The sequence below is a fragment of the Xenorhabdus cabanillasii genome, from assembly GCF_003386665.1.
In the GTDB taxonomy this organism is placed as follows: Bacteria; Pseudomonadota; Gammaproteobacteria; order Enterobacterales; family Enterobacteriaceae; genus Xenorhabdus; species Xenorhabdus cabanillasii.
Map to the genome: position 1 here is coordinate 1327466 of NZ_QTUB01000001.1, position 14877 is coordinate 1342342.

12 protein-coding genes and 2 pseudogenes are annotated in these 14877 nt (G+C 43.9%); 1 reads left to right on the plus strand and 13 read right to left on the minus strand.

Annotation, left to right across the window (positions count from 1 at the left end):
* Positions 1 to 9 precede the first annotated feature (9 nt).
* Positions 10 to 297, minus strand: a complete 288-nt coding sequence (paaB, locus tag BDD26_RS06505) for a 1,2-phenylacetyl-CoA epoxidase subunit PaaB (protein ID WP_038264718.1) — start codon at positions 295 to 297, stop codon at positions 10 to 12.
* A gap of 30 nt (positions 298 to 327) precedes the next feature.
* Positions 328 to 1281, minus strand: coding sequence for a 1,2-phenylacetyl-CoA epoxidase subunit PaaA (gene paaA, locus BDD26_RS06510; protein WP_115825889.1), 954 nt, complete (start codon positions 1279 to 1281; stop codon positions 328 to 330).
* A 328-nt stretch (positions 1282 to 1609) separates the two neighbouring features.
* Here paaA and paaZ point away from each other — a divergent pair, with 328 nt between their 5' ends.
* Positions 1610 to 3673, plus strand: a complete 2064-nt coding sequence (gene paaZ, locus BDD26_RS06515) for a phenylacetic acid degradation bifunctional protein PaaZ (protein ID WP_115825890.1) — start codon at positions 1610 to 1612, stop codon at positions 3671 to 3673.
* Positions 3674 to 3845: 172 nt separating this feature from the next.
* Here paaZ and BDD26_RS06520 read toward each other — a convergent pair.
* The 11 genes and pseudogenes from BDD26_RS06520 to glpD form a co-directional block, all read right to left on the minus strand.
* Positions 3846 to 4362: pseudogene (locus BDD26_RS06520) on the minus strand (nucleotidyl transferase AbiEii/AbiGii toxin family protein); the annotation flags it as partial.
* 3 nt (positions 4363 to 4365) lie between these two features.
* A pseudogene (locus BDD26_RS06525) lies at positions 4366 to 4554 on the minus strand (type IV toxin-antitoxin system AbiEi family antitoxin domain-containing protein); the annotation flags it as partial.
* A gap of 67 nt (positions 4555 to 4621) precedes the next feature.
* Positions 4622 to 5683, minus strand: a complete 1062-nt coding sequence (locus tag BDD26_RS06530; RefSeq protein WP_038264708.1) for a hypothetical protein — start codon at positions 5681 to 5683, stop codon at positions 4622 to 4624.
* A gap of 74 nt (positions 5684 to 5757) precedes the next feature.
* Complete coding sequence (locus BDD26_RS06535; RefSeq protein ID WP_115827505.1) at positions 5758 to 6861, minus strand: aminotransferase class I/II-fold pyridoxal phosphate-dependent enzyme; 1104 nt, start codon at positions 6859 to 6861, stop codon at positions 5758 to 5760.
* A 33-nt stretch (positions 6862 to 6894) separates the two neighbouring features.
* The gene (locus tag BDD26_RS06540; RefSeq protein WP_038264705.1) at positions 6895 to 8277 is read right to left on the minus strand and encodes a YhfT family protein; all 1383 of its coding nucleotides are present in this window, start codon (positions 8275 to 8277) and stop codon (positions 6895 to 6897) included.
* A gap of 11 nt (positions 8278 to 8288) precedes the next feature.
* Complete coding sequence (locus BDD26_RS06545) at positions 8289 to 8651, minus strand: DUF2620 domain-containing protein (RefSeq protein ID WP_038264702.1); 363 nt, start codon at positions 8649 to 8651, stop codon at positions 8289 to 8291.
* A gap of 42 nt (positions 8652 to 8693) precedes the next feature.
* Positions 8694 to 9662: a phosphotriesterase-related protein gene (locus BDD26_RS06550; protein ID WP_115825891.1), complete on the minus strand. Its 969-nt coding sequence runs from the start codon at positions 9660 to 9662 to the stop codon at positions 8694 to 8696.
* 133 nt (positions 9663 to 9795) lie between these two features.
* Positions 9796 to 10983, minus strand: coding sequence for a YhfX family PLP-dependent enzyme (locus BDD26_RS06555; protein WP_115825892.1), 1188 nt, complete (start codon positions 10981 to 10983; stop codon positions 9796 to 9798).
* Positions 10984 to 11086: 103 nt separating this feature from the next.
* On the minus strand, positions 11087 to 11449 hold the full coding sequence (locus tag BDD26_RS06560) for a PRD domain-containing protein (protein ID WP_115825893.1): 363 nt from the start codon (positions 11447 to 11449) through the stop codon (positions 11087 to 11089).
* 61 nt (positions 11450 to 11510) lie between these two features.
* Entirely contained in the window at positions 11511 to 12419 is a 909-nt protein-coding gene (gene yhfZ, locus BDD26_RS06565) for a GntR family transcriptional regulator YhfZ (protein WP_115825894.1), read from the minus strand.
* Positions 12420 to 13272: 853 nt separating this feature from the next.
* Positions 13273 to 14778: a glycerol-3-phosphate dehydrogenase gene (gene glpD, locus BDD26_RS06570; protein ID WP_115825895.1), complete on the minus strand. Its 1506-nt coding sequence runs from the start codon at positions 14776 to 14778 to the stop codon at positions 13273 to 13275.
* Between the last annotated feature and the right edge of the window lie 99 nt (positions 14779 to 14877).

A 14877-nucleotide genomic window follows, 5' to 3' on the forward strand; every position in this document is an offset into this window, starting at 1 on the left:
GTCTCACCTTTACATATTCTTAATACCATCAGGGATCGTGTAGAAAGTCGGATGACGGTAGATTTTGTCTTCTGAGGGTTCGAAAAAAGCCCCGCGATCTTCTGGTTGTGATGCAACCAGATAAATGGATTTCACCACCCAGATAGAGCAACCTTCATTGCGTCGGGTATAGGCATCACGTGCATTTTCCAGTGCCATTTGATCATCTGCTGCATGGAGGCTGCCGACATGACGGTGAGTCAGCCCCTGCTTGCTGCGGATAAAGACTTCATACAGTGGCCAATCGGTATCGTTCATGTTTTGTCTCCTTTTCCGAATCTGTACTGATCACGTAACGGATGAAACAGCCTGTTTTTTGGCAGCCATTTTTTTGGCATGGACAGAAGCCGCTTCACGTACCCAACCCCCGTTTTCCCATGCACGGCGTTTGGCTTCCAGACGTTCGTGATTGCATATGCCCCGCCCTTTGAGCACTTGGTAGAATTCATCCCAATTGATTTCACCAAAACGGTAATGGCCGGTGGTTTCATCCCAGGTCAACGCCGGATCGGGAGCGGTCATGCCTAATGCTTCCAGTTGGGGGACGGTGTTATCGATAAATTTCTGTCGCAGTTCATCATTACTGAACCGTTTGATTTTCCAGGCTATGCTTTGGGCACTGTTAGGAGAATCACTGTCATTGGGGCCGAACATCATCAGAGTCGGCCACCAGAATCGATTGATGGCATCTTGCAGCATAGTACGCTGAGCTTCGTTACCTTTTGCTAATGTCATAACCGCCTCATATCCCTGCCGCTGGTGGAAACTCTCTTCTTTACAGATTTTGACCATAGCACGGGCATAAGGGCCGTAAGATGCCCGGCACAGGGCGATCTGATTAACAATCGCAGCACCATCCACCAGCCAGCCAATGACGCCGACATCGGCCCAGCTTAAGGTGGGATAGTTGAAGATTGATGAATATTTCATCTTGCCATTCAGCAGCTTCTGGTAGATGTCCTGACGAGAGCAGCCAAGTGTTTCTGCGGCACTGTAGAGATAAAGCCCGTGCCCTGCTTCATCCTGTACTTTTGCTAATAACACCGCTTTACGGCGCAGTGTGGGGGCACGAGTGAGCCAGTTGGCTTCCGGCAACATGCCGATAACTTCCGAGTGTGCGTGTTGACCAATCTGACGTATCAGGTTTTGGCGATAGGTATCGGGCATCCAGTCCTTAGCTTCAATGGAAAGATCTGCCTCTATCTTGGCGTCAAAGTGCGCCTGGAGTTGAACAGTTGTCATATGCGCTCCACATATGATTCTTATTTTTAAGTTTTAAATATAAAAATGAATCATTAAATGCAACTGTAAATCTACAAACCGGTAACAAAAATATCAAACGGTTTGTCTGTATATTTGTCGAGCGCATCACAATATTTACTTTTTATTTTTAAAAAAAGCCGTGATTAATTTTTATTATCAGGGAAATGTAAGGATATTGACATACGTTGCCCCTGAAATGTTCTAATTTTGTTAATTTACCAGATGGTCTTTTTCATGGATTATGTGATACATAAATGTTGTAGATGTAGTTAATGATGATTCATTAATACAATCGGTGGAGAAAAAAATGCAACAGTTAACCAGTTATATATGTGGTGCCTGGGTTTATGGGAAAGGTAATGCCAGAACTATTCACCATGCAGTAAATGGTAAGGCCTTGTATCAGGTATGTTCAGATGGGCTGCCACTGGCTGATAGTCTAAGTTATGCCCGAAAAAAAGGAGGCAAAGCTCTCGCGGCTATGACATTTCAGCAGCGGGCTCAGATGATGAAAGCCGTTGCAAAGCATCTGCTTGCTAACAAAGAAGCCTTATATGTTATTTCAGCAGAAACCGGCGCGACCCGTTCGGATGGCTGGATCGATATTGAAGGAGGCATCGCAACATTATTTTCCTATGCGGGTCTGGCAGGACGTGAGTTACCGGATGATATTCTGTGGCCGGAAGATGAGATGATCCCACTTTCGAAACAGTCCCAGTTTGTCGCTCGTCATGTTCTGACCTCTCGTCCCGGCGTTGCGCTACATATCAATGCGTTTAACTTCCCTTGCTGGGGAATGTTGGAAAAGCTGGCTCCGACCTGGATGGCGGGTATGCCGGCCATCATTAAACCTGCGACAGCGTCAGCACAATTGACACAGGCGATGGTGAAATTGATCCTCGACAGTGGCTTAGTGCCGGAAGGTGCATTGCAACTGATATGCGGTGGAATTGGTGATCTGTTTGATCATCTTGATTATCAGGATGCGGTCACTTTTACCGGTTCAGCCCAGACTGGACAGAAGCTGAGAGCTCATCCACGGCTGATTGAAAAATCCATTTCATTCACGATGGAAGCAGATTCTCTTAATTGCTGCATTCTGGGGGAAGATGTCACGCCGGAAATGCCCGAATTTGGTGTGTTCATTAAGGAAGTTGTCCGTGAGATGACGGTAAAAGCAGGGCAAAAATGTACGGCTATCCGGCGTATTATTGTGCCGGTCAGTCAACTTGAGGTGGTTAGACAAGCGCTGCTTAAACGTCTGTCTGGTGTAGTGGTAGGTGATCCTGCTTTACCGGATGTACGTATGGGGGCATTAATCAACCTTGAACAACGGGGTGAAGTCCAATCGAAGGTTGATGAGTTGTTACACAGTGGCTGTGAATTATTGTGTGGTGGTGCGTTGGATAAGTTAGTGTTGGCAAATAATACCCACAGTGATGGGGCATTCTACCCGCCAACTTTGCTTTATTGTGCAGATCCGATCACCAATCAGGTCGTGCATGAAACGGAAGCCTTTGGACCGGTTTCCACTTTGATGGCTTATCACGACACGCAACAGGCGATTGCTCTGGCCTTGATGGGGCAGGGAAGTCTGGTGGGTTCATTGGTCACGGCAGATGAGCAAATTGCGATGCAGGTTATCCGGGCAACAGCTTGTGCTCATGGCCGTATGTTGATTCTGGATGAGGCGGCATCTGCGGAGTCCACAGGGCACGGTTCTCCGCTACCTATGCTGGTACATGGTGGGCCGGGACGTGCTGGTGGTGGCGAAGAGCTGGGTGGATTGCGTGCGGTAAAACACTATATGCAGCGCACTGCAATTCAGGCCAGCCCAAGTATGCTGGCGGCAATTGGTCGTGAGTGGGTGCGCGGTGCGAAAGTGAAGGAAGATCCTGTTCATCCGTTCCGTAAGTATTTTGAACAAATTGAGATTGGGGAGAGTTTGCTGACTGCTCGCCGGACGGTAACGGAAGCAGATATCGTTAATTTCGCCTGTCTGAGCGGTGATCATTTTTATGCTCATATGGATAAAATTGGTGCGGCTGAATCCCTGTTTGGTGAGCGAGTAGCGCATGGTTACTTTGTTGTATCGGCTGCTGCCGGGCTGTTCGTTGATGCACCGGTCGGGCCGGTATTGGCGAACTACGGTATGGAAAACCTGCGGTTTATTGAGCCGGTGAAGATTGGCGATACGATTCAGGTTCGGTTGACCTGCAAGAAGAAGATCAAGAAAGTTCAGAAGACCCCGGATGACAAGCCACAAGGTGTTGTCATTTGGGATGTACAGGTTTTGAATCAGGAGCAGCAGCCTGTCGCCCTTTACAGCATCCTCACACTGGTGGAACGGCAACAGAGGGATTATGTTTAACCCGTAACCCGTAACTCGTTAATATGCTCTGAATAAGAGAGATAAAGTGCCTGGGGAACGATATTAATAAAACAAAGTGTTGAATTCCTCAGGCCAGTTTTTACATTCTGAATTCGGGTTGGTCATTATTGTCGGAGAGCGAAAGTTGCAGCTTTTTGAATTTTCGACATGTATCAATGTAACCATCTGGCAGAGAATCGTAGTTATTACGTAATGGTAAAATATTTCGGGTATAAGCAGGAATATTGGCAACTTCAATCTTAATGCGTTGTTTAGGTAAATCTTTTCTATCGGGGGAAGTAATCACAGCAATCTGCCACTTGCTGATTTTAAGTTCAGAATATTCAGGCTGCTGTTTCAGTGTTTCTGGTTCTTTTACTGTTACTTCTAAGCCATATCGTGTTCCAATGTAATCTTCAATACACTGCTTCATATCTGTTAATTGGTTGGATGAGAAATTGTTTCCGCCAGCGAAGTCTAAGTCCTCACTAAAACGGTTGCCCCCGTAACATAGGCGTAAAGACGTTCCTCCCTGAAAAACAAGGTCATCAAGTAACCCACTTTGCTCAAGACAAAATAGGATCATAATGGAGAAGTTCTTTTTCAATAACGGGTCGCATATGTGTCATTTGGCCATTTTGCAAAATGCGGTCGACCAGTTGTGAGAAATCTGCACGATTAATCTTCATAGATTATCCCCTCTCAACTAAATGCGTATTCCTACCCACTCGTTTTAGGTCACGGTAGGCGGCTTGTTTTGCTACGTAGATGCCTTTATAAGCACGTGATAATACACCATGCTTGACGAGACGATGCAGGCCGGCTTCAAAGGCACGTTTGCTGTCCTCTGAAAAAATTTTGGCAAGATCTTTAGTGGTGAAGACATAGCGGCCTCCTGAATTCTATGGGAAGATTGAATGAGGATCTATTCATACAAGCAAGATTCTTTTATGTGAATCTTCCTCTTCTATTAAGAATTCTTGTTCTTAACACCTGAGTTTTTTTGTTTTTAATCGCTTTGTCCCGTTGCGCTTTGACTACCTCATTTATGTTTATAGTAACCTGGGTCATTTGCAGATTTTTTTCCATGAAATTTTGATTTTCAAAAGCCCGATTTTCAGAGAAAGTAATCGGATAGTAATTATTCCCGGCATTAAGATAAGTTGAGCCAGATGGATGATGATAGGCGTGAATATTATGTAATGTAGCTGGATGGTAATCGTGGACACTTTCTGCAACATAATCGGTGATGAATCTGAGGCCGCTAATAGGAGAGGTGGAACGATTTATTTCAGTGTCTAACCATTCTAAGGCCAGCTTACTGGCTTTCCTTAAGAATGCGGTCACGAAACTTTGTACAATATAGACATTTTCTTGCAAATCTGGGTATATCGTCATACCTGCTTCAAGGTTTATCAGGAAGTTAAACCCTGCATCGTCTCCTTGGGTGATGAATGTGTTAAAGGCGGCATTAATTGCAGGGAAGTGATTATGGGTGAATAGCTGTTCTTCATCGGTATCATAGGATTCATCAAGATCAGTATAATGCGGTACGATGAGGTCAGGGTGTGAGTTAGTGATATTTTTATTGAGAAATCTTGCTCTGTAATCCCCTTTTATTGATGATTTTGCCTGTTTCCTGCTAAGACTTTGGCTGATAGAGAGTCTGTTTTTATTCTGATATAAAAATTGTAACCAATTTTCCAATAATATTTTTGATATGCCTTTTTCTATTAATATATTTTTATGGGGATTCTGAAGTGATTTTTTTATGTTGTCATTGACAAGTAATTTATGAGTGGAACTCATATGTTTTTTGACTTTCAATGTATTTTCAAAAAATTGTTTTATTCCTCTTTCTCTTTCCAATCCTAAAGTTGTTGTTAATGAGTTAATAGAAACATAAATATTTTCATTATTAATGTTCTCTCGTCCTGGAGTGACTGATTCATTAATGTATTTGCGTATTTCATTGCACATTCCATATAAAAATATAATATTTTTAGGCATGACGACGCCTCCGATATTTAATTAGGAAATATAATACAAATCACTGAGGGGGAATTATTTGTTGCTTTTTCTATTTAAAGATATTTCCCGGATATATTCAACCGACAGCTTGCCTGCAAGATACGAATAATTGTTTCGGCTCCGCTGCGATTAGGGTTGATACGGATCATGCGTTTCTCCAGGGTGGGATCCACCTGACGAAATGTGCCGGAAATTCGGTAAAACAGTGGGGGAATTTCAAATTTCGATTCGGCACCGACGGGATAAGGTAATGCACCCAATGTGTGTGCGGTGGCCAGCACTGCATCCGCAATAGGTTCGTAAAATTCCACTAAGACGACTTTTGACTGAGCATTGGCGATAAATGCCCGCTTCACTTGTGGTATTTCACCCAGATTCAGCCTTGTCACCAGAGATTCATTCACTTCAGACTGTACTGCGTGTATGACCGGGGCGAATACCAACCCACGTAATGCTTCCATCGCCTGATAACCCTGAATCTGGCAGCCACCGGAGTACATGCCGTGGCGTAGTTTATCAATCACAGCCTGTTGGCCGACAACCATGCCTACGCCTTGTGGCCCCAGTAATTTGAAGCAAGAAAAGGCAGAAAGTGTTGCGCCGTATTCACAACCAATATGTGGCACTTTCATTGCGGCATAATTGTCATCTACCAATGAGGGAATGTGATATTGATTTAAGGTGGAGATGATATTTTGCAGGGCATAGCAATCATCGATTTTTTGCCGTGTATGCTGGATCAGGCAGGCTGATGGCTGATATTGCTTAATGCTGGTCTTTAGTTGGTTTGTACAGTTGAAATCGGCATATACAACATTAAGACCCATTTGTTCAATTGATGTTTTTGTTGTGGGATAAACGGGTGCATCATGTACCAGTAATGTCTGATGAGGACGAAGCAGTGCCGCCAGCCCGGCACGTAAAGCGCCGGTTCCTGCACCATTGACAAAGGCTGCTGCTTCAGCCCCGAAGTACTCGGCGATTACCGTTTCAATACGCTGAGTCATCCGGGGTTGATGGAGATCCGGGACTAAGCCCAGATCCCCTTGTGAGAGAAAATCAGCTCCGGGAAAGTGACGACAGATAATATCCACCAGTTTAAATTGCTGCTGTTGGGCTTGTGTCATAGTCATACTTTTCAGTGGATAGCTTTGCAATGGCGCTGTTTTCATTCTCTCACTTTATTCCTGTTAATTTATTCCTGCTAAATAGAGCACGTTGGCAAGAATACCTACCGCAATGGTTGCAATCGGGCCGATTGCCATTTCAACCAAAGGACGTTTGGAAGTCCGGTTGAGCAAGTAGATACCTGCTACGATCATAAAGCCCATACCCGGCAGAATGGCGTTGGAAGCAATCATACCACCAACCAACAGGGCGACTTCGAGCATTTTGGTGATCGCGGTACGAATGTGACCACTACAGGCTTTAACTCCGGGGTATTTATCCAGCCAGATTGCAATTTTCGCCAGCAACTGGATCTCAATAAACATAGTGAAACCGCCTGCAATAAAGGCGAGCCAAGGGTTATTGGTTGCCAGACCTGCCACAAAGACGAATTTCATTCCATTTGGACTGTAAACACCAGTGGCTATTGCCGTCGTACCGACCAGCGGAACAAACCCGATAGCACGAGCCAGTGCTACCAGCAGGGCGTTGGTTTGCTCATCTTGTGCCATTAATTGCAGTGATACCGGGCCTTCTGCCAGCAGGCTGAAAGACATGGTAGCCGCACTTGCAGTCAGACCACCACAGAGGATGAGGAGCCATTTGTTTTTCTGAATACGTTCAATACGGGTCGAAAATAGTCCCACTAAGATTTCATTAGCACCTTTTGGTGCTGCTGAGGTTTGGTTTGCTGATGGTGTATTATCTGCAAGATGTGCCGGACGTTCACGCATGGCAAAGTAGAACATTGCGATCATCGACAGCAGCAAAGCAGCCCCATTCGGATCGACACTGACAGGTTTTTCGATTAAGCCACCAAAACTGAGCGGGCCAGCGGCTTTGGTCGCCAGATAACCAATCAGAGCGGTTAACATCACTAACAACCCTTTGCGGTAGCCATATTGGTAGCCGACGACCATCGCAGGGAACAGGGCAAAACAGGCCACAATCGGATCGCCGACTTTTTTCAGGTCGTCAGTGAAATTAACCGGCAGCATGGCAAAGAGTTCCACCACTGAACGCAGCCCTGCCAGTAAGGCAATGGCGTACAGCGCGCCGATGATACCTGATGCGATAAACCCTCTGCGGCTGTTGGCACACCAGATACCAATCATATCCGTGCCGAGCAGCAGGCTGTGAACCAGTACGATTGGTGCTGTCAGCGAAAAGGGAATACCAAATCCCACAACCAGACCGATGCTTAAGGCAAAACTCGTCGCAGCGAGCGCTTTACGACTCATCCGCCCTTCAAGATATTCAGGAAGCAGTGGACGCAGACCATCATGGAAAACGGCGATACCACGGTTTGCCATCATGGCAGCAATCGCACCAATTGCAGCCAGTAATCCTGCTTTAAAGGGATCGACCTCCATCAATCCCATCAGGAAATCATGAAAATGTTGCATGATATGCTCCTTCACTGAGAAATGATCGTGTTAATGATCACTGGCAGAACAATATCGATATCTTGCCCTGTAAAACCAAACGCTTTTTTACCTGCTTTCACATGAGCAATAATCTCATCGTCCGGTAAGATTTTTCCCGGCATGCCAATAGTGGCACAGAGATCTAAACCGATAAGTGCAATGGCGATTGCCAGTGCTCCACCTCCTCCGGTATTACAGGCACCAAAATAGTAATCGGCTTCGCCATTCTTAATCGCCATAGATGCTTCGATATCATTCATGATGACAATTGAGGTCGCTTTATCTCCTGCCAGTTGCCGGATACATTCGGCTATTTTTTCTTTTTCTATTTGTCCACCAACGACAAATTTCATGTTGTTATCCCTCTCTTTAAATTATCTTTTATAAGATATTGTTTATTTTTTGGAAAAAAGCTTATTGAAAAAGTGATGCCGGAAGAATTGTGCAGGGTTGTCACGTAACATTCGGTCTATCTGTGTTTGGGTAAAGCCGGCTGCCCGCAACATCGGAACGAATACAGTCAGTAAGTAATCGAAACCAATTCCTCCGTTGCTTTTCAGATGAGAACGGCGGGTTATATCTTGGGAGAGCATTACTCTGTCGAGTAGCCCACGTTTGGCAACCGCCTGCAACATCGTAATGCGGCTGCTGTCAGGATAGTAATTGTTTTTACCAATGGTATCGAATTGTACCCATGCCCCTTCTTCGAGCAGGGGAATAATCGTGTCCAGATTGTCTTTCAGGTCACAATGACCAATCGCCACATGTTCAGGGGAAACACCAAACTCCCTGAGAAGTGCCAATTGTTCACGCCCCATAGTGCTTAAAGTTGTGTGAGTAGAAATAGGACACCCGGTTGCATGGTGAGCCAGGGCTGCCGCTGCAAATACTTTTCGCTCATCTGCGGTGATTTGCCCGAAACTGGAGCCGATTTCTGCAATGATGCTGGCTTTTAACTCCGTACCGTCAATACCTGTTTCAATGTCAGTGATCATATCTTCGGCAATGTCTTGTATGCTTAATTCGCTGAAATGGGCAGGGAAGAAAGGCTGTTTATAATAACCAGTCGAGGCGATGATGTTGACGTGGGTATCACGTACCAAATTCAGCAGAAAGGAGGCATTGCGCCCCATGTAGCGATTGGTGACTTCCACAATGTTGCGTAATCCTAGCGTATACAGGTGGCGAAGTTCATCAACAATTAGTTCGTATTGATCTAACCGGCAATCGAGGTTGCCTTTAGCTTCGGATAGATCAATATGCAAATGCTCATGCACATAGGTGTAGCCTGATGTATCAATCCTGGATGAGGAATACGGAGCGGAATGTGTGGGAGTATTCCCAGTCTTTTTCTGGTATTCCATAACTATTCCATAAATAAGACATAACTATTCCGTAAAAAAATAGTTACGCAGCATGATGCTGTAAATCGACTATAGCGAAAATAACATTATTTAAGGGAGGAATAATATTAACTGTAATACCTCTATTGAGTGCTTATTGGGCATAACCATTGTTTTTCCAGTTACCCTGGCTGTCATAAATACCTTCCAGTTTGGGTTCTCCTGACTGAATACCTGAAATTAAGGCGACATCGCTGCGGGTCACGAAAACCTGAGCACGGAAACACATAATGACTGGACTACCGATAGGATGGGTGCCTGCTAATGGCAGATGGTAATCTATACAAGGTTCACCTAACCGTAATATGCGTACTGTCTTATATGAACTATTGTGTTCTTGATTCTTGGCAGGAAAAACCAATGCATGTTTCATGTGGCTGCGTTTGTAATAGCCGCCACCATAACAATAACTGTTGCCATCGTAGTGATGGGATATCTCTGATACATAAACCATAGCGATATGTTCAGGCTCTCGGCCAATGGCATTGGCAGGTATTGTTCCGGTCAGAGCATGACCGGGTTCCAGGTGAGTTGCACCATATTTCGCTAACAGGGGAATGGTGCTACTGCTTGTTGCAGAAGGTGCATTGATTTGTGAAAGGGAAACACCGAGTTGTGCGAGTTTATTCCGCGCTCTGATAAGCGTCTGCAAATTGACGGTTGGCAAGGTTGTCTGATATTGCTCATTCCATGCCAAACAAGGAAAGTGGGTCAGGCCACATAGTTTAATACCCGGCATCTGCTTTAAAGCATCAACAGCAGTGTCGATCTCATCAAAGGGAATGCCTGCTTCTTGACAAGTAAAGGATATATCACGTTGAGTAAAGACTTTCAGCATGATGGGCTGAACGCATCCCAGTTTCTCAGCCGTATCCGAGATTGTCTGAGCTTTTTCTATCGAGAATACTGTGATTATCTCAGGATTACGCTTAAGCATAGTTTTTATCAGGTGAGTTGGCGTCTGTACCAGATGACCAATGTGACATAACGGTATGTCGTGTTGGCTCAGGCTATAGGCTTCTTTGAAATCTACGGCTACGACACCGGGATAACCGAGTTCAATCAGTTTCTTGGTCAACCAGGGATTACGACCAAACTGCTTGGTCATCAAATAGAGTTCAATGCCATATTGTTTTGCTGTTTGCAGTAAATGTCGGCCATTATTTAACACCTGGTCGACATCAATGATGTAAGTATCTGGTAAGATCACGCCTTGCTGCCAAAGACTTTTTGCTATCTCAATCAATTTAGGGTTCTGTTTTTTTAATGCATTAATAAACATAGATTTCCCTTCATAGCTGCAAGGCAGCCCGTCTGTGCGAAAAATAAAAATTTTTGAAGAATATTAATCTTCATTTTTTTGAATATTTATAGTATAAAAAAGATCAATGAGTTTTTGTTGCAAGTATTAAACCATATAAATTTATCAACAGGTAGCCTTCTTCATTAGGATGTAGGGTGAGTGTAAATTTTTCCAGCAGGGAATGATGAATTGTAAGTAATTGTGTGTAGTATTCGGATCGCTCTATTTTTTCCAGAATTTCTTTTTCTACAGGGGAAACGATTTCGCCACGACGTGAGCGCATGAAAGCACTTGCCATGTGGGTAAGCGCCATTTCACCTTGTGGATGACGGACAGGGATCAACCAGATATCTTCCAGAATATGCACGACATCAAGCATGTTTTCGTAGATATCTTTATCGATGACACCACCTTGCAACAGGATAGCTAACCGTTGTTCTACCATCACTTTTTGTTACACGTCAGAATTTATTTTTTGGTTATTGCTTGTTTTGCTTGATGCTTGGTCAATAAATGGGTTCGATTATACCCGCTACCACATTCTGTTGGTGAGTCAGCAGGGCATCTCTGTCAACCATAGTATGCAAAAGCTGTTGGATAGGAATATTATCCTTACGGGCAAGGATAACGGCTTCGGAAGCTTTGATAAAACACTCACTGTCGTCGGGAAGTTGGGTCATCAGACCCTCTGCAATTAGCTCATGACCTTGCCCGACGTTCCAGATGGCCGCGTCAATGTGGCCTTTTTTGATTTGATTCAGACATTCATGATAAGAGACCTCGACCAGTTCAATTTCTTTTCCTACAAAATACTGATTTGTCATTATTTTCTGGTCGGCTGAGGTACTGTCTAACCCTACACGGCGGATGGATTCCATCTCGCCTTGACGAAAGATTAATCGATGTCTGTCTGTATAACTTTGTGTCCCTAGTGATAGCGCAATATAAATATCTTTAATTTCTGGGTGTTGCTCTGCGGCAAGTCTTGATGTTACTGCTAAGTCATAGACTCCATTCAGTAAACATTCAATGCGGATATCCGAACCCCGCATATGCGCAAAGTAAAAAGGAACTCCTGCACATAATGCTTTTAAACCACTGGCCAGACCCTCATAAGCACGGGTATAAGGAAGGGGCATTGCGCATACCACATTGCCGATATCGGCATATTCCAGCAACAATTTGTGGTTAATATGCGAGAGAAAACTGCCATTCCGACCACGACGCTTAATCCCAACCGCCTGTGATTGTTCGAGAGATTTTAATGCTGCCTGCATTAAACCTACGGACAAACCACACTCTTTTGCTAGTAATTCTATGGTTTTCAGGCGGTTGCCACATTGTTCAGAGAGGAGATAACGAGCCAAAAATGATTGCGCAATCCCCTCTTTTTTAATGAATGTTTGACTCATCATTACAAGTTTTTATCCATTCTTGTTTATCTTCATAAATTTGAACATAAACCGCAACAAGCGAATTAAAGAAAAGGGAGTAATATCACAATTACAAAATAAATGAAAATTTAAAAAATAATAAAAACTAATATTATCAATCTTTTGAAGATATATTTTAATTTTGCATTGAAGATATAAAAATAAGCACTATGGGAGAATATAGGGAAATCACTTGTTTCTCACTTCTATGTCTGCTGTATTTTTCCGCCTAGGTGGTGATTTTTGCTGCACTATTTGTCATCTTATGAATCAATTTGATTGTATTTTGTTCTTTGTCCTACCGCAAAGTAATTAATTGGATGATTACATTTTTTATTTTAATCCTATTAAATTTTATTCCATTCTGCTGTAGGAAAAGACAAAATGCGTATATTTATTGTTCTGAGATTTTATTTTTTATGATTGTGCTGATATAGCATAGGGTTATTACTGATGAAAAATATAGCAAATGATGTATCGATCGAAATTGAAAATAGAAATGAGAAAAATAAAAACGGTAACTTTCTCCAATCATTTGGGATAACAGTTGGGTATCTTTTATTATTGCTTCCCGCATGGTTAACATAAGTTATCTCGTGTTGTATTTTCAGTCTCTTAATATCCTATCACAGTGGTAAAAATGTATTTCTGAACCACTAGTGGAATTAAATGAAAAATCAAAGAATTTTAATAGAACATATTGATGATTGATTTCGAAACTTTATGATTCTTTTTTGGGAGGATGTTGAGTGACAATAGGTTCTTATAGTAGAAATAGAAAATGGCGATAAAAGATTACCGCCATTTTTCAAACATTTTAATCGGTCAGATTAAATCAGTCTTGTGATTGCGTTGATTTAACGTTCTGCGCCAACCAGTCAGCCACACGCTGTTTTTGTTCATCAGTCAGCCACATACCCAACTTGGTGCGACGCCAGATTGCATCGTCCAACTGAGTGACCCACTCGTGTGCTACCAGATAACGCAGCTCGGCTTCGTACAGACCGTGACCGAAGAATTCTCCCAAGTCTGCCAGCTCATTTGCACCATGCAAAATGATGTTGCTGTTGCTGCCGTAAGTGCGGGCATAACGTCGCGCCACTCCTTCTGGCAACCAATTATAGCGTTGACGCAGTAAACGTGCGTATCCATCGCGGTCATGGCCTTCTAGTTCTCCGCCCGGCAGTTTGCCATTTTTAGTCCACGCTTTGCCGGCGTTCGGATAATACTGTGCCAGTTTATCCATCGCATGTTCGGCGAGTTTACGGTAAGTCGTTAGTTTGCCACCGAAGACTGACAGCAGTGGTGTTTGTCCCTGCTCATCCTGAACATCAAGCGTGTAATCACGGGTGATAGCCTGTGGTGAGTCGGATTCATCATCACATAGTGGGCGCACACCGGAGTAAGTCCAGACCACATCAGTACGACTAAGTTGTTTCTTGAAGTGATCATTATAAACTTTCAACAGATAATCAATTTCTTGATCGTCGATTTTGACTTCTTTGGGATCACCTTTGTATTCAACGTCTGTTGTACCAATAATGGAAAATTCATCATTCCACGGGATCACAAACACGATACGGTTATCTTCGTTTTGCAGGATATAGGCCTGAGGTTCATCGTGAACACGAGGTACAACGATGTGGCTGCCCTTGATCAGACGGATACCATAAGGTGATTTCAGTTGCAGACCGTTATCAAAGAAATTTTTAACCCATGGGCCAGTCGCGTTAACCAGACCTTTTGCCTGCCATGTTTCGGTCTCACCAGTGACGAGATCTTTGGCTTCCACCAGCCAGTAGTCATTTTCACGCCATGCGCGGGTAACTTGAGTGCGGGTACGGACTTCACCACCATTTTTTTGAACTTCCTGAGCATTCAGTACGACCAGGCGTGCATCGTCAACCCAGCAGTCAGAATATTCAAAGCCACGGCTAATGGAAGGTTTCAGAACTGAGTTTGCACCGAATTTCAGCCCTTTACTACCCGGCAAACTTACACGTTTACCTAAGTTATCATAAAGGAACAGACCAATGCGGATCATCCAGGCCGGGCGCAGATGTGGCTGGTGTGGAAGACGAAAACGCATTGGGAATGCAATGTGGGGAGCCAGTTTTAGTAAGACTTCGCGTTCTGCCAGTGCTTCACTGACCAGACGGAATTCATAATGTTCCAGATAGCGCAGGCCACCGTGGATCAGTTTGGAACTGGCTGATGACGTGGCACTGGCTAAGTCCTGGCCTTCTAACAACAGGACAGAAAGTCCTCTGCCAGCAGCATCTGCCGCAATACCAACGCCGTTGATTCCGCCGCCAATAACGATTAAATCTTTGGTTTCCATTGCATACCCTCTGAAATGTTCGAAACAGTTCTTTAATGTTCGTTTTCGCTCATGGATTGTAATCAAAAATTCATCAATCGCCAACTATTAACTAGAAAA

Coding starts and splice junctions, on each gene's coding strand:
- paaB (WP_038264718.1), bottom strand. CDS start 297: ATGAACGATACCGATTGGCCACTGTATGAAGTCTTTATCCGCAGCAAG.
- BDD26_RS06545 (WP_038264702.1), bottom strand. CDS start 8,651: ATGAAATTTGTCGTTGGTGGACAAATAGAAAAAGAAAAAATAGCCGAA.
- BDD26_RS06550 (WP_115825891.1), bottom strand. CDS start 9,662: ATGGAATACCAGAAAAAGACTGGGAATACTCCCACACATTCCGCTCCG.
- BDD26_RS06530 (WP_038264708.1), bottom strand. CDS start 5,683: ATGCCTAAAAATATTATATTTTTATATGGAATGTGCAATGAAATACGC.
- BDD26_RS06540 (WP_038264705.1), bottom strand. CDS start 8,277: ATGCAACATTTTCATGATTTCCTGATGGGATTGATGGAGGTCGATCCC.
- yhfZ (WP_115825894.1), bottom strand. CDS start 12,419: ATGATGAGTCAAACATTCATTAAAAAAGAGGGGATTGCGCAATCATTT.
- paaZ (WP_115825890.1), top strand. CDS start 1,610: ATGCAACAGTTAACCAGTTATATATGTGGTGCCTGGGTTTATGGGAAA.
- glpD (WP_115825895.1), bottom strand. CDS start 14,778: ATGGAAACCAAAGATTTAATCGTTATTGGCGGCGGAATCAACGGCGTT.
- paaA (WP_115825889.1), bottom strand. CDS start 1,281: ATGACAACTGTTCAACTCCAGGCGCACTTTGACGCCAAGATAGAGGCA.
- BDD26_RS06560 (WP_115825893.1), bottom strand. CDS start 11,449: ATGGTAGAACAACGGTTAGCTATCCTGTTGCAAGGTGGTGTCATCGAT.
- BDD26_RS06555 (WP_115825892.1), bottom strand. CDS start 10,983: ATGTTTATTAATGCATTAAAAAAACAGAACCCTAAATTGATTGAGATA.